This is a genomic window from Paenibacillus sp. NPDC057886 (genome assembly GCF_042796655.1).
In the GTDB taxonomy this organism is placed as follows: Bacteria; Bacillota; Bacilli; order Paenibacillales; family Paenibacillaceae; genus Paenibacillus.
In genome coordinates this window covers 314,295-336,234 of the sequence record NZ_JBHVMZ010000002.1, presented here as the reverse complement: position 1 = coordinate 336,234, position 21,940 = coordinate 314,295, and the positions used below count along the sequence as shown (strand labels likewise).

Sequence of the window (21,940 nt, the reverse complement as noted above, 5' to 3'; positions counted from 1 at the left end):
CAATGATGGGCAGGATCGCAGATCGGAAAGCGCAGAAGCGGCTGTACAAAGGATGGTTAATGCGCTCCTTTCTGATGCTGCTGGTGTTCCTGATGGTGGGGTCCGGGGTAATTCGTCTACTGGGTATACCACACGCTTCTGCTGAAGGGCTCCAAAACAATAATCAGTCTGTGCAAAAACAACTGGATAGTCTATTGCCGCCTGTGGGCAGCGCCTTGGTTGAAGCGGGACAGGGCAAGCTGACAGAAGCCACAGAGGACTTAGCCGAATTCAGGCAACTGTGGAATGATGCCAGCACGTTGGTGCCGGAGCAGAATGCAGATCAGGTTGCGACGACCGCCAGCGTTGTAGGTGATGCCTTGTCCAAAGCCGAACAGGCACTGTCTGGCAATGATTCTGATGCTGCCAAGAAGGCACTGGCCGATCTGGCCCGTGCGACCAATCAGTACATTGAGGCGTTTCAGGGTGCGGAAGAGAGCAGTGATGCAGGCCGTAAAGCGGCCGAAAGGCTGCTGCCAGACGCACGTAAAAGTTTGAGTGCAATGGAACAGGGCGATTGGACCCAGGCAGAGATTGCCTATAAACGGATTGTTACGGCCTGGAAAGGCACCGAAGCTCCAATTCGTCAGGATCATTTTGGCGTATACAGCCAGTTGGAGAAAGACATCAGCCTAGTTCGAATTGCAATGCAGGCCGAGCCCCGCAAGGCAGAACAGGCAACAAAGCGTATGCAGGAACTGGTCACGTTGCTCACAGACTACAGTGCAGGGACGCTCAAGGAAGGGGAAGTTGAGGATACATCAGCATCCTCAGACGCTTCTTCATTGTCCGACCTGCTGAAATTACTGGAGCAAATAGAGCAGCAGATCCAGGCGGGGGATGCCACTTCTGCTGCGGCGGGATTGGAGCAGTTTATCGTGGCCTGGCCTTTGGTTGAAGGTCAGGTACAGATATCATCTCCAGCTTCATATACGGCTATTGAGAATGAAATGGCGGAAGCATCCGGGTATGTCGTCTCCAATCCGCCAAATACGGCGAAGGCATCCGAGGTTGTAACCCGCATGATCAATCGGCTGGAGCCGTTAACGGCTACCACCTCATACACGGCTTGGGATGCGGCATTGATTCTGCTTCGCGAAGGATTGGAAGCCATTCTGGTACTGTCTGCATTGCTCGCTTATGCCAAGAAGAGTGGCGAGACTGCGGCCCGGCGCTGGATCTGGGCGGGAGCTGGTAGTGGCCTGCTGCTCAGTGCGGCGCTGGCTGTTGTACTGTCGCTCACCCTGGCTGTGGCGTCATCGGGCAGCACACGGGAGATGATTGAGGGGTATACGGGGCTTGCTGCCGTTGTACTGATGTTGACGGTTGGACAATGGATGCATAGCAAATCGAATACCCGCTCCTGGAATAGCTATGTACAGCGACAGGTGGGCGGTGCACTGGCCCGGGGAAGTCTGTGGTCTCTCTTCGCTGTGGCAGGTCTCGCCATATTGCGAGAAGGTGCGGAGACCGCAATCTTCTATATCGGCATGGCGCCTGCAATTGAGACCTCGCAGATGTTGATCGGTATGGGGGCAGCATTGCTCATCCTGATTGTACTGGCAGTGGCCATTATTCAGTTCAGTGTACGGCTGCCTGTACGATGGTTTTTCCTGACCGCTACGCTGCTGATTTATTATCTGGTATTTCGTTTCCTTGGAGAGAGTATTCACTCCCTTCAAGTCTCGGCAACCCTTGGGGCTCATGTCGCACCGAGTCTGCCGACAGTTGGCTGGCTTGGCATGTATCCGACATGGGAGACCTTTATTCCACAACTCGTTGTTCTGATCTTTATGATCTTTAATTTGATTCGTACAGAGGTACGTTCAGCCAAAGGAGCATCCAAGGCATCCGTATAGCATGGAGTTACGAATCCTGATTAGAGGCTGCGTCCTTTTGGCGTCATATTGTGACCGCCTCATACAAAGGGCAACTATAAGGCCCTATAAAAAAAGCCGTATCCTTCACGTTCTATTCTGCGTGAAAGATACGGCTATTTATTTTTTGAGAAGTATATGAGATAAGTTAAACGGTTTGTGGATTGGCCGTCATCATTGTGGGCGTGGACTCCCGGATGATCGGTTTGGTCACAATATGAGAGACCTGATAAGGCTGTGACGGATTATCAATCCGGGATAACAGCATCTCGGCAGCCTTGATGCCCATTTCGTTGCTGTAAATATGAACAGTTGTTAATGGAGGCTCAATAATCCGTGATTCAGGCGCGTTATCGAATCCGCAGATGACGATATCCTGCGGCACTGTAACATTCCTCGCTCTCAATGCTCTAATCAAATCGACTGCGATAAAGTCGTTGGCGCATACATACGCATCAGGCAACGACTTCAGCTCGGCTACCCGCTCGTTCAACCAGCCTGGCTTCGAGAAGAACAGGCGGTCATCATCCACAATGCATTGGGATGGATCGACCTGCAACCCCGCTTCCAGCATGGCCCGCTGATATCCTACCCAACGTTCATTGAAGCTTTTGCAATGATTGTAATCCCCGGCAAATCCAATATGGTTGTAGCCACTCTCAATTAATTTTCTGGTTAACTGATACGTGCTATGCTCGTTCTCCATTAGCAGCAAATCGGCATGAAATTCCGGATAACATATGTCGGAAGCGCTATCGATAAAGATCGTGGGAATTCCGAGATCGGTAATAAGCTGAGTATATTTGAGATCGAACAATTCAATGCAAATGATACCGTCCACGTTGGAAATATCAAAATTGTTGGGAAGTGTAAGTGAATCCTGATCAACCTCACGCACGATATGAATGGAGAGATTGTACCCCTCTGCGCTGATTCTTTTCTCCAGACCACTAATTAACATCGAACCAAAGTGGGATGTATTGGGCAGATTTTCCGTTAACAGGGCGATATTGCTTGGAGCTTTGGTTAGAATATGCTCATTTTCCATATAGGCAAACTGTTTATATTTAAGTTCAATTGCTTTTTTAATTACACGATTACGTGTCTCATCCGGGATATTTCCGCTATCATTCAAGGCTTTGGAAGCTGTATTCCGGGAGATGCCCAAAGCATCCGCGATGTCCTGTATCGTGACTTTTTCTCTTGCCATCTAGTGCTTCACCTCTAATGATCATATGGTCGTCCATAGTATTATCTTAGTCAAATGTATAATAGATCGAAACAAATAGCAATCTTAATTTTACATATGCACAATTAAGTTTACATTTATAACTCAGATTATGCGTTTTTATATATATTCAGAAGTTTCGTTAAAAATGATGATTCATTCGATATATCCCAATACTAATAAGGGGATAACAGGTTGAAGGGGAATAAATAAACGTTATATATACAATGGAATGCACATTCAGAACTTAAAAAACACACAAAATGTTATCAAATGCACAATTATTTTTTACATTACGTATTGACTAACGCCTAGATTACCTGCTAAATTGTAAATTATTAAATGAGCAATTGTAAATATTGAAAGCCCTTACTGCAAACAATTGTCAACTTCAGGAATGAACGGAGGTCATGTGTTGGATAACACGGTGGATACCAAAAAGGGTACAGGAAGGGCGTTGAAAGAGAGGACATCAACCGGTCACAAGATGCAGCAGTTCAAAAAGAATTATTTTTTGTATTTGTTACTCGCACCCGCTCTCATCCTGACCCTTATCTTCAAATACATCCCGATGTACGGAGCCATTATCGCATTTAAGGATTTTAGCCCGATCAAAGGCATCATGGGCAGTGAGTGGGTGGGCTTGAAGCATTTTGAAAAGTTTTTGGCTTCGCCCAATTTTGATGTCATTTTTATGAATACGCTTAAACTCAGCTTTTTTGGATTGATATTCAGCTTTCCGGTACCCATTTTGCTAGCTCTCATGCTCAATCAGGTACGTAAAGCCGGAGTGAAGAAAAATATCCAATTGTTTCTGTACGCCCCTAATTTCATCTCCGTCGTCGTTGTTGTGGGTATGCTGTTTATCTTTCTATCCCCGACAGGGCCGATTAACCAGTTCGCCACTTGGATTACCGGTCAGCCAATCATGTTCATGTCCGAGTCGGAATATTTCCGCTGGATATACATTTTGTCCGATATCTGGACCGGAGCGGGCTGGGCTTCCATCATCTATGTCGCCGCTTTGGCCAATGTCGATCCAGAACTTCACAATGCAGCCAACCTGGATGGAGCGAATCTCATTCAGCGTATTCGCCACATCGACCTTCCGACGATTCGACCGATTATGGCCATCGTATTTATTCTTGCTGCTGGCGGGATCATGTCCATTGGATTTGAGAAGGCTTACCTGATGCAGACGTCCATGAACCTGCCTTCCTCCGAGATTATTGCCACGTATGTCTACAAGGTGGGCTTGCAGTCCGGAGATTACGCTTATTCTGCGGCAGTGGGATTGTTTAACTCCGTCATCAATGTCATTTTGCTGGTTACTGTGAATCTGATCGTGAAGAAATTGAATGAAGGCGAAGGCCTCTATTAGGAAAGGAGTGTTATCCATGGTAGTCAAACATACGGGACTGGATCGTCTGATCCTCGCGCTGAACGCGATCTTTCTCACCTGTGCCGTACTGGTTGTGGTTGTCCCCCTGATTTATATCGTTGTTGCCTCATTCATGGACCCAACGGTGCTGCTGAACCGTGGACTGTCCTTCAATGTGTCCGATTGGAGTCTGGATGGGTATCAGATGATTTTGTCCAATCCGGCCATGATTCGAGGGTTTGCCAATGCGGTGCTGTACTCGGTTTCCTTTGCACTCGTGACGGTGACCGTTTCGATATTTGCAGGGTATGCCTTGTCTGATGAAAGGCTGGCTGGGCGAGGATTTTTCATGATTATTTTTATCATCACGATGTTCTTCGGTGGCGGTTTGATCCCTACCTATCTGCTTGTTCGTAATCTCGGCATGCTGGACACGGTATGGGCTATTATCATCCCAGGCGCAGTCAACGTCTGGAACATCATTCTCTCCAGAACCTTTTTCAAAGGGGTACCGCGAGAACTGAAAGAAGCCGCCAATGTGGATGGCGCCTCCGAGATGAAGATTTTCTTCCAGATCGTCATTCCGTTGTCGAAACCTATCATTTTTGTCCTCGCGTTGTACGCGTTTGTAGGGCAGTGGAATTCCTATTTTGACGCCATGATCTATCTGGATAATCCGAACCTCCACCCGTTACAGCTCGTTCTGCGCTCCATTCTAATTCAGAATCAGGCTGCGCCAGGCATGATCAGTGATCAGCTTGCGATGGCGGAACTGAAACGGCTCTCGGAAATGATCAAATATTCAGCCATTGTCATTTCGAGTCTGCCACTCATCATTATGTATCCATTCTTTCAGAAATATTTCGAAAAAGGCGTCATGGTAGGTTCACTCAAATAGTGAACAGCCTGAACATAGAACGTTCGACCCAACACAATCCACGGAGGTCATTATTATGAAAAAAGTGAACAAGTCCAGAAAAGCCGCTACAACGGCATCCATCTCCATGTTGTCAGCCATGCTCCTGCTCTCGGCGTGTGGTGGGGGAGGAGGCGGTGCGGCGAGTGAAGCCCAATCACCTGATGGCAAAGTGACTTTGAATTTTATAACACAGAGTTCTCCACTGGCTCCCGCCGATCCGAACGAGAAGCTGATTAACAAGAGACTCGAAGAGAAAACCAATGTGCATATCAACTGGAAGAACTATACGAGTGATGTGTTTGCAGAGAAAAGAAACCTGGCGGTAGCCAGCGGTGATTTGCCGGATGCCATCTTTGACGCAGGTTATGGGGATTATGATCTCCTGAAACTGGCGAAGGATGGAGCCATCATTCCACTGGAGGACATGATTGAGCAATACATGCCGAACCTGCAAAAGGTGCTGGAGGAAGCTCCCGAATACAAGAGCATGATTACGGCTCCAGACGGACATATTTATTCCTTTCCCTGGATTGAGGAGCTCGGAAGTGGCAAGCAGCGCATACAGGCGGTTGATGACTTGCCCTGGATCAACGTGGAGTGGCTGAACAAGCTTGGACTGAAGATGCCAACAACAACCGAAGAACTGAAACAAGTGCTGATTGCGTTCAAAACCCAGGACCCGAACGGCAACGGCAAGGCTGACGAAATTCCGTTGTCTTTCATTAACAAGCCGGGTGGAGAAGATCTGACATTTTTATTTGCAGCATTTGGACTTGGGGAGAACTGGGACCACACCGTGGTGACCAACGATGGGAAAGTGGTCTTCACGGCAGCTGATGAAGGCTACAAGGAAGCGGTCAAATACATTCACGAACTGGTTCAGGAAGGTCTTGTGGATGTGGAAGCATATCAGCAGGATTGGAATACGTATCTGGCCAAGGGCAAAGACAACAAGTATGGCATGTACTTTACTTGGGATAAGGCCAACATTACAGGTATGAATGATACCTATGATATTCTGCCTCCGGTTGCTGGTCCCAATGGAGAGATTAATGTCACACGTACAAACGGTATCGGTCTCGACCGGGGACGTATGGTTATTACGAGCAGCAATAAAAATCTGGAATCCACAGCGAAGTGGGTGGACCAATTGTACGATCCGCTCCAATCCGTACAGAACAACTGGGGAACTTACGGCGATGAGACACAGCAGAATATTTTTGAATTGGATGAAGCCAAAGGCATGCTGAAGCATCTGCCGCTGGAAGGCGCTGCACCTGTAGAGCTCAGACAGAAAACGAGTATTGCAGGACCACTGGCTATCCTCGACAGTTACTATGACAAATACACGACCAAACCGGAAGATGCCGCATGGCGTATGGACCTGCTCGATAAATATATGGTTCCACACATGAAAGCAGAAAACGTCTATCCAAGCGTGTTCTTCTCGATCGATGAACTCGACCGCCTCTCCACCATTGAGACTGATCTGTTCGCCTATGTGCTGCGTATGCGCACGGAATGGTATCAGAATGGAAAGATCGATCAGGAGTGGGACGCTTATCTGAAAGAGCTGGATCGTCTGGGATTACAAGAGTGGCTGCAGATTAAACAAGCGGGATATGACCGCAACACCCAATAAAACAAACTGGATGAGGAGACTCTTGCCGTACATAGCTTTAGGGTGCGTGAGCGAAGCAAATTCTCCTCTTCAACGGTTTGATTCAAAGGAGTAAACCAATATGTCTACCATTTCAACAACCGATTACCGGGGCGTTTATCACTTCTCACCCAAGGAGAAGTGGATGAATGACCCGAATGGCATGGTATTTTTCAAAGGTGAGTACCACTTGTTCTATCAGCATCATCCGTTTGGCACAACATGGGGACCGATGCATTGGGGACACGCGGTGACCAAGGATCTGGTTACCTGGGAAGAGCTTCCTGTGGCTTTGGCGCCGGATGAACATGGCATGATATTCTCCGGCAGTGCCGTGGTGGATTGGAATAATACGTCCGGATTCTTTGACGATGAGCCAGGACTGGTGGCTATTTTCACCCATCATCGGGAGGTGCCAAACGATCATCCGATTCAGCGGCAGAGCCTCGCATATAGCAAGGATAGCGGAAGAACATGGATTAAATACGAGGGCAATCCGGTACTGGAGCATGAGTCATTCGTGGATTTCCGTGATCCCAAAGTTTTCTGGCATGAGCAGACCAAGGAATGGATGATGATCATCGCTTGTGGTCAGACGGTATGTCTGTACCATTCTCCCGATCTGAAGGATTGGACATTGGGCAGTGAATTCGGCGCCGGGATCGGTTCGCATGATGGCGTCTGGGAGTGCCCTGATCTGTTCCCGCTAGCCGTGGATGGAGATGTGAGCCAGGAGAAATGGGTGATGCTCGTCAGCATTGGTGCAGATCCGGCCTTCAAGGAAGGCTCCAGAACGCAATACTTCACCGGAGATTTTAATGGGATTACATTTGTTCCTGATGAAGCTTCACATACCGTTCGCTGGCTTGATCATGGTCGGGATAACTATGCAGGGGTCAGTTGGTCTGACATTCCGGCAGAAGACGGCAGACGTCTGTTTATGGGCTGGATGAGCAACTGGATGTATGCCAATCAGACGCCAACGGAAGGTTACCGCGGCGCGATGACCATTGTGAGAGAGCTGACATTGGAGAAAAGGGACGGAGAAGTCCTGCTGGTTCAGCGTCCTGCGCGCGAACTGGAACAAGCCCGTATACCAGTATTGTCCTTACAGGATGCTTCCATCAGACAAGTGAGTGAGCAGTTGAACGCCTTACACCTTGTAAACTATGAGATTCATGCGGAGTGGGCTTCTGATCAATCTGTTCAATTTGCATTACGAAGTGGAGCGGACAACGAAACGCTCATAGGCGTGGACGCTAGTCAGAATGAGGTATATGTTGATCGCAGTCGATCGGGTATTACCGATTTTCATGAACATTTCCTGGGTCGCCATGCAGCTGGATTAAAAGCAGTGGACGGCAACCAACATCTGCGTATCTTTGTGGATTGCTCATCCGTAGAGGTATTTGCCAATGACGGTCAGGCGGTTATTACCGATCTGATCTATCCGGATGCGGGTTCCAAGGGAATCTCTGTTCAGTCCGGAAATAAGGATTTAGTATTCGCTTCGCTTCATATCTACGAGCTATCCCCCATCCGAGCTGAAGGTCAGTCGGAATGATCGTGAGGGGGACAGTAAGATGCGTATAGGAGCAATAGAAGCGGGTGGAACGAAGTTTGTATGTGGTGTAGGTAACGAGCGAGGGGAAATTGAAGATTGGTGCAGCTTTCCAACGGAACATCCCGAGACCACACTGGCGAAGGTCATCGACTATTTCAGGGACAAAGGAGTGGCGGCGATCGGGATCGGCTCCTTTGGTCCGATTGATCTGCAACCGGATAGTCCCACCTATGGTTACATTACGACAACGCCCAAGCCAGGATGGGCAAACTGTAATGTTATTGGATCATTGAAGCGCGAATTCCCGATTCCCTTCGGATGGGATACGGATGTGAATGCAGCGGCCCTTGGAGAAGTCACTTGGGGAGCAGCAAAGGGACTGGACAATTGTGTGTATTATACGATCGGCACAGGTGTTGGGATTGGACTTGTGGCAGGAGGTAAACGTGTGCATGGATTGCTGCACCCAGAGGGTGGACACATCCGGACGAGACGGCACCCAGAGGATCATTTTGCCGGATTATGTCCGTATCATGGCGATTGCCTGGAGGGAATGGCTGCGGGGCCAGCCATTCAAGCCCGCTGGCAGAGCCCTGGCAGCGAACTATCGGCAGACCACCCGGCCTGGGAGATCGAATCCTTTTACATTGCAGAGTCCATAACAACGGCCATTCTGCTTCACTCCCCGCAAAAGGTCATCTTGGGCGGAGGGGTGATGCAGCAAAGTCATCTGTTTCCCATGATCCGCGATCAGGTTGTACGGAATCTGAATGGTTATGTGAATGCAGCCCCAATAACGCAACACATTGACCAATATATTGTCCAGCCTGGATTGGGCCAGCACGCAGGACTATGCGGCGCCCTCGCATTGGGTTTAGAGGCATTGCAACATGAAACTTATGCTTCATAGTGTTTGATATGTATAGACGTCCCAGAAGGGGCGGATGCAGGTTCACTTATCTAAGAGACTGCGCCGTCCTTTGTGGGATTTTTGTCTGATCTACTATGTGAAAAGAGGTAATGCTCATGAAATTCATCTTCCGTTCCATCGGTTGTGTTCTATTAACATGTGTCCTTGGATCTTCTTCTGCTGGAGCCTATTCCACTGCATCTGTTATGGAGACAAATGTCTCGCAAAGGATAGAGCAGACCTCCAAGGAATCAGCAAAACAGGGGGAGGCGGTTCAAATGTTAACCAAAGTGTCTAAGGCAATAACGAATTTGTCAGATTGGACATTGCAGGGTAGAGGCAATCTGGAAGATACCGATGAAGGACTCCGTCTGACTTCGGACGCCGGGGAGAATGTGATGGCCATATCGGCCACACGAGCCGATAATTTTATCTATGAAGCTGATTTGATGATTCAGGATATGAAAGCGGATACGAGCCTTGTTTTTCGATCCAATGATACAGGTTGGTCTTCATATATGCTGCAAGTGGTTCCTCAGGCTGGTGTGATACGTCTAAGAGATGCCAGTGGACAGCCGGGAACGTTAAATGTAGAACATAAAGCAAAACTGGAATCTGGAGGCATCTATCATCTGAAAGTGAAAGCGGACGGAGAGAGCCTTCAGGTATATTGGGATAATCGGTATGACCCGGTGATTGATGTGAAAGACAGTGCCTACTCGTCAGGGAATCTGGGGCTCCATGTATGGGATGGGTCGGCTTTGTTCCAGAATGTGCAGGTTAGTACCATGAATGGCAATATCGGCAAACCGATTAGCAGCGTAGGTGAATGGCAGCCGGATTTGAAAGGATATAAAGGGAAAGCAAACGCGAAGGGGAAAGGAAGAGTCATTTACGAGAAAGCGGCATCTGATTTTGTATATGAAGGAAATATATCTCTGGCCAATGCGAGTACCTCAGCAGCGCTGCTATTCAGGGCAAATGCAGATGGAACGAAGGGATATGAAGCAGCCCTGATTCGGGAAGGACTAGAAGTTCGGGTACAACTTCGAAAAGCGGATGGAACCGTGCTCGCCAGCTCGAATCGTAAGTATCCAAGTCAATCGGGGGTGAGGCATCACATCGAAGTTATAGCCTCGGGTAGCCTAATTAAGGTCTATGTGGATGGGTACACGCCTGCCGCTCTTGAAGTCACAGATAAAAGCTATTCTAGTGGAAATGCTGGACTAGTCGTTCAACAAGGTATGGCTTATTTTCAGGATATCTATGTGACGGAAGAGTCGGTGTATTACAAGGAAAACTATCGTCCCCAGTACCATTATTCTCCGATTCGGGGATCGGCAAGTGATCCGAACGGACTGGTTTACTACGAAGGAGAATATCATCTGTTTCATCAGGATGGAGGCACCTGGGCTCATGCAGTCAGTTCTGATCTTACGAATTGGAAGCGTTTACCTATCGCTTTGCCATGGAATGATCAGGGCCATGTGTGGTCGGGATCAGCAATTGCTGATCTGAATAATGCCTCCGGTCTATTCACGGATTCGGGCGGAAAAGGTCTGATTGCGTACTACACTTCCTATCATCCGGATAAACCTGGTGGCAATCAGCGTATCGGCCTCGCCTATAGTACCGATCAAGGCCGGAATTGGCAATATGCTAAAGATCGTCCGATTGTTATTGATAACCCTGGCCAGAATGATGATGATCCGGGAAGCTGGGATTTCCGTGATCCGAAGGTCGTCCGGGATGAAGATCACAACCGTTGGGTGATGGTGGTGTCCGGAGGGGATCATATCCGGTTCTTTACTTCAACCAACCTGCTCGATTGGACCTTAACCGATAACTTCGGATATGGCGATTATGTTCGAGGTGGTGTGTGGGAGTGTCCCGATCTGATTCAACTGCCTGTAGATGGAACGGGTCAACGTAAGTGGGTGCTTATGATCAGTACAGGGGCTAATCCGAAAACCCAAGGATCAGATGCGGAATATTTTGTAGGCCAACTAACCGCTGATGGGAAATTCCTGAACGATCATCCGGCAGGGCACGTGTTGAGAACGGTCTTTGGTAAGGAGTTCTATGCATCGATGTCCTTTGCGAATATGCCTGATCAGCGGAAAGTCATGCTTGCATGGATGACGAACTGGGATTATCCGTTTGAATTCCCAACTTCCTCATGGAAAGGACAACTGACCATACCGAGAGAAGTCTCTCTTCGAACCACGGATGAAGGAGTACGTTTGGTACAAAAACCAATCGCTGAACTCCAGACACTGCGGCATAGCCTTTATAGTGCACAACAAATGATGATTGGACCAAATTCAAAAAATCCGCTGGATGGCCTCACGGCGGGTGCGTATGAGATTGAAGCTGAAGTGGAAATTCCGGCAAACAGTTCTGTAACCGAGTTTGGTTTTCAACTGCGTCAAAGAGAAGGGCAGAAAACCACTGTAGGATACAGAGTGAATACGCAGAACATGTTCGTGGATCGCACCACCTCTGGTGACGTAAGCTTCTCCGACTTATTCACCAAGGTTCATGAGGCTTCGTTACAACCGGAAAATCGAAAGGTGAAGCTACGTATATTCGTCGATGAATCCTCTATTGAGGTCTTTGGCAATGATGGCAAGGTTGTCTTCTCGGATGTCATTTTTCCAGATCCGGCGGGAAGGGAGATGGCTTTTTACAGCCTTGGTGGGGAAGTGAAGGTGAGCTCCATGAAGGTGTACGCCTTAGATAACATCTGGAGAAAGAGCACGTCCTCTAAGTCTCAGGTTATTGCAGATATGCAAAGAAGAACGGCGAATGTTGGGCAGACACAAACGCTGTACGCCGCGGTGGAAGGCAGACCCGGAAAAGGTGCCACTCAACCGTTGAAATGGAAGGTAAGCAATCCTAAAGTGGTGCAAATCGTTTATTCTGATAAAATGAAAGCGACGGTTCGAGCTGTGGGTGGAGGCGAAGCAGTAGTAATGGTATCAACGGCAGACGGCAAAGCTTCTGCCCAAATACCGATTACGGTATCCAGTGGCATATTCCATACCAACTTATCTGGCTGGAAGTCGGATAAATCATCTGCCCAATGGCTTGTTTCCAAACAAGGCATACAGGGCAACTATAGTGGAGATACACAATATATCGCACAGGAAACGGCAGGGGATTTTCAATATGATGCTGATCTGACGCTGGGTGGTCAGGCTGGAGCGGGGTCCATGGTATTCCGTGCAAGTGAGGATGGACGAAGCGGCTACTACTTGAATATTGACCCTAACCTGAAGTCCATCCGACTATTTTATAAAGTGAATGGGAAATTCGAAAATCGACAGGTACTTGCTCAAATCCCGAGATTCATTCGTAAGGATCATACGTATCACATCCAGATTCAGGCGAACGGTCCTCGGATCCAGGTTGATGTGGACGGTGAGCGAGTCATGGATCTTCAGGATGGAACGTTTGCCGAAGGACATTTTGGAATTCACGTATTTGGTGGGAATGCGTCCTTCCAGAATGTGAATGCAACCCATAGCAAGAAAGCAGAATTGGAGCAGGTGATGATTCATAACGCAGGACGTCCTGTTGCGATGCAGGCTGTTCCATCTGAAGCAGGAGAAGTGATAAAGGTTGTTGACGAGGCAGAGAATGCAAGTGAAGGCTTCAAATGGGTACTTGTACCAACAGGCGATGATTCCGGCTCTTACTCTATTCGAACCTTAGGCGGAATGTCTCTTGATTGGGATGTAGGACAGAATCGTATTCAGCTCTATTCGTATCTGGGTTATGCGAATCAACGCTGGATCATTTCAAAGAATGAGGATGGGACGATGCGCATTACAAGTGCTCATAACGGGAAAGCACTTGGCATTTCCGAGGATGGTGTGGAGCTGGTAATGGATGAGTTTCGTCAAAAGGACGAGTATCAAAAGTGGGTTTTTAAGTAACAATAATAGCGAAAAGGGATGCAGGTATCTCCAAGCGCGCTCACGGTTAACATTTACGAATTGTTTTCGCTAGTTTATACCTATCGTTCGCTTTTATGTGTTATTTGCATGTTAACTATATCTTTTGGGTTGCCTAAAATCGTAGATATATGTATAATCAATCGTGTTAACACGTCGAACGTACGGTAGTAAATGATGTGGGTGAGTTCATGGAACTGCTGGACAGCAATGAGAGCAAGAAGAAGATGTGCCAGTATTATAACGAAATTTCGAAGGAACTGTTCGGCTTTGGGACCACTCTCCTGAGAGTGACCATTGATCAGAACATCGTGACCTTCTACGCGAAGCACCGACGTTCACCGCGCTCTGACGCCCTGGAAGGGGAGGCCCCCGGCTTGAAGCTGGAAGTGGACTTCCGCATGTCTGTCTTGTATAAGAAGAAATTCAGGGAGAAGTTGGAGCAGCACATGGGTTTGCCAATCGAAGCTGTATTACGGGATTACGATGCGTCCACGCAGTGGGCCATTACGAATGTGATTTTGGAACAGGCATAGGATGGATCGACAGGTTCGATTCATGCGTTGCATACGGTTCTAGTTCATGATTCTGATTCCGAACAATTTCATATGATGGCGTCTGTCTTCGGATTGATTCTGAAGCAGAAACCGATGATGTACCGGCAGCGGGTGTCGCTTTCCTTTGTTTACGAAGAAAAGTGTTCTTGTTTATACAAGAATGCTTTTCTTTTTGTTTTTTTAAGTTGAACTAGCCCTAAATAACGCATGCACCCTTCGAAAATCAGAAGACCTTCCGATCGCTGTTATCCCCAGATTTCTTTTATTCCCTTTAATAAGGTAGAAATCTTGTGATAGCTTATGCTTCCGAAGCAGCTTTCTTTCAGAAAGCTTTTAGGCGAACACTTCGTTTCTCCAGGTTCTTTCTGTTTTCTACGTGAAATGCGTTATCAAGCTAGTTCAACTTAATGGTTTGGGTTGTTAAATCACACATATCAGGGGGAATCAGGATCATGATGAAGAAGTGGATTAGCGGTTTGGCGGCAGTGGCAATGACATCGGTATTACTAGCAGGTTGCGGCAGCAGTACAGAGAATGCAACAGGCGGATCAGGTAGCGGAGGCACGGCGCCAACCAAACTGGTCATCTCCACTTGGGGGTTCTCGGAAGATTTCTTCAATGAAGAAGTATTTGGTCCATTTGAAAAAGAACATAATGTAGACATCGTGCTTGAAGTGGGTAACAACGCTGAGCGTTTGAACAAAATTCGCCAAGGTACATCCAATGTCGATGTGATTTATTTGTCCGATTACTATGCACAGCAAGGTATTGATGAAGGGTTGTTTGAGAAAATTGACCGCTCCAAAATTCCGAATGTGAACGATATTTATGATATTGCCAAAGCACCGCTTGGCGAAGATTACGGCCCGGCCTACACGGTTGGACAGCTCGGAATCGCTTATAACCCGGACCTCGTTTCCAAAGAAGTCACTTCATGGGCTGATCTGTGGGACCCGGCGTTTGCCAATAACCTGACCATTCCGAACATTACGGCAACAGCAGGCCCAATGGTGTTGGATGCAGCTTCCCGTGTAGCCGGAAACGATACGTTTAATGAAGATGCAGCATTTGCGGAACTGAAAAAATTAAGCGGCAATGTTGTTAAATTCTACACGCAAACATCCGAATTCGTGAACATGTTCTCCCAGGAAGAGATTGCTGGCGGACCGATTATGGAAATGTACTTCAAAGACCTGAAAGCGGCAGTACCAAATGCGAAATTTGTTACACCTAGCGAAGGTGCGTATGCCGTTATGAATACAATCAACGTCGTGAAAGGCAGCAAGAACAAAGAACTCGCCGAAGAATTCATCAACTGGCAGCTAAGCCAGGATGTTCAAGCCAAATCCGCCAAAGCCAAAGTGGACTCCCCGGTTAATACGAAAGTTGAATTGACTGCCGAAGAAGCTGAAGGCGTAACGTATGGTGCAGAAGTCGTTGGCAAGCTGAACAAGCTGGATATGGAATTCGTGAATCAACAGGCCAAAGCATGGACAGATCGTTGGAACCGTGAGATTGCACAATAAGCATAATTAGCGTTAGAACGATAAGATTTAGAAGCGGTATAGATTGTGCTCAACTAACAAAAATTTGCAGCAAGCAACCATTTAACGGCAGAGGAGTTGGGAATGTATGAGTGAAACAGGAAATCGCATCATTCTGGATGTGGATACTGGTATTGATGACGCGCTGGCGATCTTGCTGGCTGTGAAGAGTCGGAAGCTGGACATTCTCGGAATTACCACGGTCTGTGGAAACGTATCGCTCCAGCAGGCAACGGATAATACATGCAAAATTCTCGAGCTGGTGGGAGCACCCTCCATTCCGGTCATTGCCGGAGCGGCTGGGCCACTCACACGCAAGTCTCACTATGAGCACCGAGTACATGGGCAAGACGGATTGGGTGGTGCGCTGCCCGATCCGGCCGTGTCCAAGCAGGCAGATGAAGGTTTTGCGCCGGAATTTATCGTTGAACAAGCGAAGTTGTACCCAGGAGAACTGACACTGATTATGACTGCGCCGTTAACAAATCTGGCGCTTGCGTTAATGAAGTGTCCTGAGCTGCCTACATTATTGAAGGAAGTCATCTTTATGGGTGGCGTCGTTCGTGGACATGGCAATGTTACACCTACTGCGGAGTACAACACGTACGCCGATCCCGAAGCCGCACGCATTGTATTGCATGCAGGTTTCGAGAAGCTTACCCAGGTTGGCTTGGATGTTACCCGCCAAACGCTGCTGAATGAAGAAGCTATCGGACGATTAACTGATCCGGTATTGCGCGATTACGTGGCACAGAGCACGGAGATTTACATCAAGCGGTATGAAGAAATGAACGGGATACGCGCCTGTGCCCTGCATGATCCACTGGCCGTTGGTGTCGCACTTGCCCCGGAACTGGTCGGACGCAAATCGTATTACGTCGATGTAGAGACAGCCAGCCGCCTGTGCGATGGCCAGATGGTATGTGACTTCCAAAACCGTTTGGGCGAACAACCCAACACACTCGTCTGCGAAACGGTAGACGCCGAAGCATTCCTTGAGTTGTTTATCAACGCGTTAAATTCTTAATTGCTCGACCCAATAAGATATTTATACGATTGCGAAGAGTGCAGAACCGATCTGGAGAAGCGAAGCGTTCCCCTTTATCCCCCGATTTTCTCCATTGATAAGGAATCAGAAAAATCGGGGGATAACAGGGATCGAAGGACGGTACTGCAATCGGAGTATCCGAGTATAAATCTCTAATTCTTATGTCAGGAGTACCGCGATGAAGAAATCAGTATACTGGCTATTGCTGCCGGGATTTGTGTTTTTGGCGGCATTTATGATCATTCCGATTGTCCTGACGATCGGATCGACGTTTTTTCAGGAAAACTCCTTCACGTTTGAAGGATACATGCATTTTTTCAGAGACCCTTACTTTTTGAAAATATTGCTTACGACGCTGCAGGTCAGCGTGGTCACCACGATCGTCTGCGTGGTGCTCGGATTCCCGACAGCTTATTATATTTCACAGAAAGCGCCGCGCCGCAAAGGTATTCTGCTCGCGTTGGCAATCTTCCCACTTCTGACGAGCCCGGTTGTGCGCTCGTTTAGCTGGATGATTATTCTCGGACGCAAAGGGCTGATCAACAACGCCCTTGTTGGGCTTGGTATCGTGGACAAGCCGCTGGATATTCTGTATACGCCGGCAGCCATGATGATTGGTTTGACCCATCTGTTCCTGCCACTTATGATCATTTCCCTGGTCGGTGTGCTTGAGAACATCGATGGTGATCTGCTCAAGGCAGCACAGAGCCTGGGTGCATCCCGGTTCACGGCATTCCGCCGGGTGGTGTTCCCGCTGGCTGTGCCAGGGCTTGTTATCGGAGCCGTACTTGTTTTTGTCGGAAGCCTGACGGCTTATACGACGCCTGCGCTTTTGGGAGGCAAACAGCGCGTAATTGCGACGTTCCTCTATCAGAACGCCATGACCCTGAACGACTGGTATCTGGCCTCGGTCGTTGCCGCGATTATGATTGTCATTACGTTTGTCGTGGTCGGTGTCATGAACAAAATGGCCAAAACTTTAAATCCGAAGGGGTAGACATATGCGGGAGAAACATATCGGGCTGGGCCTGTTCAGTCTGCTGGTCTTTATCTTTCTGCTGGGCCCGCTTCTGATCATCTCGGTGACTTCGTTTGAACCGGGGACGGTACTCAAATTTCCTCCGGAGGGCTTCTCCCTCCGCTGGTACGAGAATATTTTCAACACAGGCGGTTTCCTCCGCACGTTCCAGACGTCCATCATCATTTCCCTGCTGGGGAATTTGCTGGCGCTGTTGCTCGGGGTTCCGGCTGCGTATGCACTTAGTCGTTACGATTTTAAAGGCAAGTCCGTGCTGAATGCATTGTTCTTGTCCCCGGTACTCATTCCGGGAATCGTGCTTGGTTTTACATTGATGAAATACCTGATCGTGATCTATCATCTGCCGATGTATTTGGGTCTGCTGATTGGTCACACGATTATTATGCTTCCATTTATCATTCGTGTTATCGCATCGAGTCTGTCGAGCTTTGACTTCGCAGTAGAAGAAGCAGCCCTGAGTCTCGGCGCGGGACGGGTTAGAACGTTCTTCCAGATCGTGCTGCCCAACATTCGCTCAGGAATTCTCGCGGCGGTGCTGATTGCCTTTCTGGAGTCGTTCAACAATGTGGACATTTCCGTGTTTATGACCGGGCCGGGGGTAAGCACATTGCCCATTCAGATGCTGACCTATGTAGAAAATTATTTTGACCCAACCATTGCAGCCATTTCCGTGCTCTTGATGGTATTAACTGGACTTTTAATGTTCGTGATCGAACGGATCATGGGCGGATTCTCATACTTTACTAAACGTTAATTGGAGGCGCAGAACGCTATGGCATTGCTGACATTGGATCGCGTATCGGTGGCTTACGATAACCAGACGATCCTGAAGGATTTTCAATTGGAGCTGGAAAAAGGTAAGCTGCTCTCCCTGCTCGGACCGAGCGGTTGCGGCAAAACAACTACGCTGCGCCTCATCGCCGGATTCCTGGAAGCAACACAGGGCAAGTTTATGTTCGGCGGCAAGGATTATACGAAGGTTCCGGTAAACAAGCGGAATTTCGGATTTGTATTTCAGAGTTATGCGCTGTTCCCGCATCTGTCTGTCTATGACAACGTGGCCTTCGGCCTGCGGATGCGCAAGGTAAAAGACAAGGATATTTCTTCACGCGTAATGCGCATCCTTGAAGTGGTGAACCTGAACGGCTTCGAGAAACGCTTCCCGCAGGAACTGTCCGGTGGACAGCGTCAGCGTGTGGCGATTGCCCGCGCACTCGTCATTGAACCGGATTTGCTGTTGTTCGATGAACCGCTCAGTAACCTGGATGCCAACCTGCGGCTGAATATGCGGGTTGAAATCCGCCGGATTCAGCAGGAACTGGGCATTACGACACTTTATGTCTCTCATGATCAGGAGGAGTGCTTCTCCATCTCGGATCAGGTTGCGATTATGAACAAAGGTGTAGTCGAGCAGCTCGACCGCCCGGAGACGATTTTTAAATACCCGGCCACAGAATTTGTAGCCCAATTTATCGGCTTCCACAATTTTATTGAATTCGCAGAGCGTAGTGATGCAGGAGAGGTGATCACGCTGAAAGCGGGTGGTCGCTTGTTCACGGCAACTGCGCATCCCGGAACAGCACGTCCCGGTGCACGCAAAGGTGCGATTCGCCCGGATGATCTGATGGTTAGTGGAGATACCTCTGGGGACATGGCAAATGCTTTGCCAGGGATTATTAAAGTAAGCACGTACCTTGGACGCAGTTATCAGTACGTCATTGAGACAGAACTTGGGGACTTCACAGCCAATCAGGAGATGGAGACACCTTATCTCAGCGGACAGCGGGTTAATCTGATTTTCCCGCAGGATAAACTTGTCCTTGTGGAATAACAGCAGGAAGCAGAAGCAGCAAAAGAGGTATTTTATCAGCTGAATCCAGAGCAACATAGCTAGTTGTAGCTGCTGCTCTGGATCGCTGTAAGATGCTCATGAAGAAGGAGATTATGCCCCATGCGTGCAGATCAACTAATTAAGAATGTACATGTGTATAACAGTTATTATAAACGATTTGAAATGAACAACGTGGCTGTACTGGACGGTAGATTTATGTATGTTGGTCCAGGCGGACCGGAGATGATTGAAGCCGATGAAGTGATTGATGCACGCGGGCGTTATATGATTCCGGGCCTTATTGATATTCATCTGCATATTGAGAGTACGATGGTGACACCGGCAACCTTTTCCCATGGCCTGATCCGCTGCGGAGTAACGTCCATTGTGGCGGAACCGCATGAGATGGCGAATGTGTTTGGGCTGGAAGGTGTGCAGGAGATGATGTCGGCCAGTCGCGAGACAACGGTGGACATGTTCTACGCCATCCCAAGCTCCGTTCCGGCGACGCCGATGGAAACAACAGGTGGTTCAATCGAAATCGAAGACATGGATGTGCTGCTCGCTACTGGAGAGATCATCTGTCTGGGTGAGATCATGAACTATGTGGACGTCATCCGCGATCCGGAATGCAAGACCAACCAGATTCTTCAGCATATTCGCAAAAACTATCCCGATCTTGTGATCGAAGGTCATACACCGAAATTGCTTGGGTTGGATCTGCACCGACTGATCTATGCGGGCATCGATTCCGATCATACGCATCAGAGCATTGAGGGCTTGCAGGCGCGAATTGCGGCAGGCATGTTCATTGAAATTCAGGAAAAATCGATGACGCCAGAAGTCATGGAGTACCTGATTCAGCATGATGTCGCTCAGCATTTCTGCTTCGTAACGGACGATGTTATGCCGGATTCTCTGGTGGAACGGGGACATCTGGATCATATCGTACGTAAGGCCATTCGGATGGGTATGCGCCCCGAAGATGCGATTTACGCCGCAACCTCAACCCCTGCATCCCGTATGAAAATGACTGATCGAGGTAGCATTGCCCCAGGCAAAGTGGCGGATTATGTGCTGCTGTCCAACTTAGATACACTTGCAGTAGAGCAGGTATACAAAAATGGCCGTAAAGCTTATGACGACTACGAACCGTACAAGCAGGACCGAATTAGTGGACAGTTCCCACCTCACTTTTACAAGAGCGTGCAATTGGATCTGCTGGGAGCCGAGGATTTTGCGATCCGTTTGTCTGATCCGAAGGTGAATGGGCAAAGTGAAGCATCTGACTCAGATGCGCAGTTATCTGAAAATGGTTTAAACAGCTGCCGGGTCATGATGGTGAAGGATGGTTCAACCTTTGTGGAAGAGCATATTGCAAAGGTTCAGGCTGCGAATGGTGAACTGCTCTGGGAAGAGAGCGAATATGGACAGATTGCGACCTTTGAACGTTATGGTGTGAATGGCAATCGGGCACACGGTTTGATTGGTGGAGACACGATCAAGCGAGGTGCCATTGCAACAACATATTCACATGATAACCACAACCTATTGGTCGTAGGGCGCAATCGTGAAGATATGATCTTGGCAGCTAACACGGTGATTTCGAGCCAGGGTGGGTTCTGTGTGGTGGAAGACGGCAAAGTGTTGTCTCATCTCGAACTTCCTGTGGGTGGTATTTTGACGGAAGAACCGCTGGCAGTAGTATCCCACCAAGTGAAAGAGCTGCGTGCAGCGATGTTGTCTCTTGGTTATGTGCACTATAACCCGATCATGTCCATCAGTACCCATTCCCTTGCGGTAAGTCCGGCTCTGAAAATTACCGATCACGGCCTGATTGATGTGAATGCAGGCAAGGTTGTACCGTTAATCATCTAATTCAAATACACACATTTCGTAGGTATACCTCTAATTAGATTGTTGATTTGGAATAGTGTTAATAAGTTAAAGTGAAGAATTAGAAAAAGGTAGGTATACTGTAGAGAAAGAATACAGTGCACCTACCTTTTTTTGAAGCTCATTTATGGCAATGATAACATTTATATTTTCGATGTGAATTATCAAAGCGTCTTCATTTTCTTGAGAGTTACTGCATAGTACACTGATCTTATGGCACAACTGATCATAGGACCCATGATTATTAAGTTGCTGTATGTTGGAACAGTACTGTAACTATAATGAACATAAATTAGCACTGATGCCGAAGCAACAAAAAGGAAGAGATTTAAGACTAAGTTGTATATTTTTCGCTTGTGTTCTTTGGGATATAAGGAGAATGCCATATAGCCTACCTCCTTGCAATATTCGTTTTAGAAATATGCTAGCATTTATCAGGATTTATTTCCACATTATTGTAATTATTAATTAAATTTATGAGATCGAAT

15 protein-coding genes are annotated in these 21,940 nt (G+C 48.0%); 14 read left to right on the top strand and 1 reads right to left on the bottom strand.

Features of this window, described 5'->3' with window-relative positions:
* Positions 1 to 2: 2 nt before the first annotated feature.
* Positions 3 to 1,898, top strand: a complete 1,896-nt coding sequence (locus ACFVQB_RS08595) for an FTR1 family iron permease (RefSeq protein ID WP_379437015.1) — start codon at positions 3 to 5, stop codon at positions 1,896 to 1,898.
* A gap of 166 nt (positions 1,899 to 2,064) precedes the next feature.
* Here the strand turns inward: ACFVQB_RS08595 and ACFVQB_RS08590 are convergent, their stop codons facing one another.
* Entirely contained in the window at positions 2,065 to 3,126 is a 1,062-nt protein-coding gene (locus ACFVQB_RS08590; RefSeq protein ID WP_379437013.1) for a LacI family DNA-binding transcriptional regulator, read from the bottom strand.
* A gap of 505 nt (positions 3,127 to 3,631) precedes the next feature.
* Here ACFVQB_RS08590 and ACFVQB_RS08585 point away from each other — a divergent pair.
* The 13 genes from ACFVQB_RS08585 to ACFVQB_RS08525 all read left to right on the top strand — a co-directional run bounded on the left by ACFVQB_RS08585 (position 3,632) and on the right by ACFVQB_RS08525 (position 21,434).
* Complete coding sequence (locus tag ACFVQB_RS08585) at positions 3,632 to 4,525, top strand: ABC transporter permease (RefSeq protein ID WP_379438075.1); 894 nt, start codon at positions 3,632 to 3,634, stop codon at positions 4,523 to 4,525.
* 16 nt (positions 4,526 to 4,541) lie between these two features.
* Entirely contained in the window at positions 4,542 to 5,423 is an 882-nt protein-coding gene (locus ACFVQB_RS08580) for a carbohydrate ABC transporter permease (RefSeq protein WP_024632860.1), read from the top strand.
* Between the two features lie 55 nt (positions 5,424 to 5,478).
* Positions 5,479 to 7,086: an ABC transporter substrate-binding protein gene (locus ACFVQB_RS08575; protein WP_379437010.1), complete on the top strand. Its 1,608-nt coding sequence runs from the start codon at positions 5,479 to 5,481 to the stop codon at positions 7,084 to 7,086.
* 100 nt (positions 7,087 to 7,186) lie between these two features.
* Entirely contained in the window at positions 7,187 to 8,668 is a 1,482-nt protein-coding gene (locus ACFVQB_RS08570) for a glycoside hydrolase family 32 protein (RefSeq protein ID WP_379437008.1), read from the top strand.
* Between the two features lie 19 nt (positions 8,669 to 8,687).
* Positions 8,688 to 9,578 (top strand): ROK family protein, encoded by an 891-nt coding sequence (locus ACFVQB_RS08565; protein ID WP_379437005.1) that lies wholly within the window; start codon positions 8,688 to 8,690, stop codon positions 9,576 to 9,578.
* 116 nt (positions 9,579 to 9,694) lie between these two features.
* Entirely contained in the window at positions 9,695 to 13,519 is a 3,825-nt protein-coding gene (locus ACFVQB_RS08560; RefSeq protein WP_379437002.1) for a GH32 C-terminal domain-containing protein, read from the top strand.
* Between the two features lie 209 nt (positions 13,520 to 13,728).
* Complete coding sequence (locus ACFVQB_RS08555) at positions 13,729 to 14,073, top strand: Na-translocating system protein MpsC family protein (RefSeq protein WP_024632855.1); 345 nt, start codon at positions 13,729 to 13,731, stop codon at positions 14,071 to 14,073.
* Positions 14,074 to 14,549: 476 nt separating this feature from the next.
* The gene (locus ACFVQB_RS08550; RefSeq protein WP_379438072.1) at positions 14,550 to 15,620 is read left to right on the top strand and encodes an ABC transporter substrate-binding protein; all 1,071 of its coding nucleotides are present in this window, start codon (positions 14,550 to 14,552) and stop codon (positions 15,618 to 15,620) included.
* A 106-nt stretch (positions 15,621 to 15,726) separates the two neighbouring features.
* Complete coding sequence (locus ACFVQB_RS08545) at positions 15,727 to 16,665, top strand: nucleoside hydrolase (protein WP_379436998.1); 939 nt, start codon at positions 15,727 to 15,729, stop codon at positions 16,663 to 16,665.
* A gap of 199 nt (positions 16,666 to 16,864) precedes the next feature.
* Positions 16,865 to 17,683 carry an ABC transporter permease gene (locus tag ACFVQB_RS08540; protein ID WP_063567190.1) on the top strand — a complete coding sequence of 273 codons (819 nt, stop codon included), beginning with the start codon at positions 16,865 to 16,867 and terminating at the stop codon, positions 17,681 to 17,683.
* 4 nt (positions 17,684 to 17,687) lie between these two features.
* A complete protein-coding gene (locus ACFVQB_RS08535; protein ID WP_024632851.1) occupies positions 17,688 to 18,479 on the top strand; it encodes an ABC transporter permease in 792 nt (263 codons plus the stop codon).
* A gap of 18 nt (positions 18,480 to 18,497) precedes the next feature.
* The gene (locus ACFVQB_RS08530) at positions 18,498 to 19,556 is read left to right on the top strand and encodes an ABC transporter ATP-binding protein (protein WP_063567191.1); all 1,059 of its coding nucleotides are present in this window, start codon (positions 18,498 to 18,500) and stop codon (positions 19,554 to 19,556) included.
* Positions 19,557 to 19,676: 120 nt separating this feature from the next.
* Complete coding sequence (locus ACFVQB_RS08525) at positions 19,677 to 21,434, top strand: adenine deaminase (RefSeq protein ID WP_379436993.1); 1,758 nt, start codon at positions 19,677 to 19,679, stop codon at positions 21,432 to 21,434.
* Positions 21,435 to 21,940 lie beyond the last annotated feature (506 nt).

Excerpts from the sequence above, each read along its gene's own strand:
- ACFVQB_RS08595 (WP_379437015.1), top strand. The coding sequence starts at position 3 with ATGATGGGCAGGATCGCAGATCGGAAAGCGCAGAAGCGGCTGTACAAA.
- ACFVQB_RS08590 (WP_379437013.1), bottom strand. The coding sequence starts at position 3,126 with ATGGCAAGAGAAAAAGTCACGATACAGGACATCGCGGATGCTTTGGGC.
- ACFVQB_RS08585 (WP_379438075.1), top strand. The coding sequence starts at position 3,632 with ATGCAGCAGTTCAAAAAGAATTATTTTTTGTATTTGTTACTCGCACCC.
- ACFVQB_RS08580 (WP_024632860.1), top strand. The coding sequence starts at position 4,542 with ATGGTAGTCAAACATACGGGACTGGATCGTCTGATCCTCGCGCTGAAC.
- ACFVQB_RS08575 (WP_379437010.1), top strand. The coding sequence starts at position 5,479 with ATGAAAAAAGTGAACAAGTCCAGAAAAGCCGCTACAACGGCATCCATC.
- ACFVQB_RS08570 (WP_379437008.1), top strand. The coding sequence starts at position 7,187 with ATGTCTACCATTTCAACAACCGATTACCGGGGCGTTTATCACTTCTCA.
- ACFVQB_RS08565 (WP_379437005.1), top strand. The coding sequence starts at position 8,688 with ATGCGTATAGGAGCAATAGAAGCGGGTGGAACGAAGTTTGTATGTGGT.
- ACFVQB_RS08560 (WP_379437002.1), top strand. The coding sequence starts at position 9,695 with ATGAAATTCATCTTCCGTTCCATCGGTTGTGTTCTATTAACATGTGTC.
- ACFVQB_RS08555 (WP_024632855.1), top strand. The coding sequence starts at position 13,729 with ATGGAACTGCTGGACAGCAATGAGAGCAAGAAGAAGATGTGCCAGTAT.
- ACFVQB_RS08550 (WP_379438072.1), top strand. The coding sequence starts at position 14,550 with ATGAAGAAGTGGATTAGCGGTTTGGCGGCAGTGGCAATGACATCGGTA.
- ACFVQB_RS08545 (WP_379436998.1), top strand. The coding sequence starts at position 15,727 with ATGAGTGAAACAGGAAATCGCATCATTCTGGATGTGGATACTGGTATT.
- ACFVQB_RS08540 (WP_063567190.1), top strand. The coding sequence starts at position 16,865 with ATGAAGAAATCAGTATACTGGCTATTGCTGCCGGGATTTGTGTTTTTG.
- ACFVQB_RS08535 (WP_024632851.1), top strand. The coding sequence starts at position 17,688 with ATGCGGGAGAAACATATCGGGCTGGGCCTGTTCAGTCTGCTGGTCTTT.
- ACFVQB_RS08530 (WP_063567191.1), top strand. The coding sequence starts at position 18,498 with ATGGCATTGCTGACATTGGATCGCGTATCGGTGGCTTACGATAACCAG.
- ACFVQB_RS08525 (WP_379436993.1), top strand. The coding sequence starts at position 19,677 with ATGCGTGCAGATCAACTAATTAAGAATGTACATGTGTATAACAGTTAT.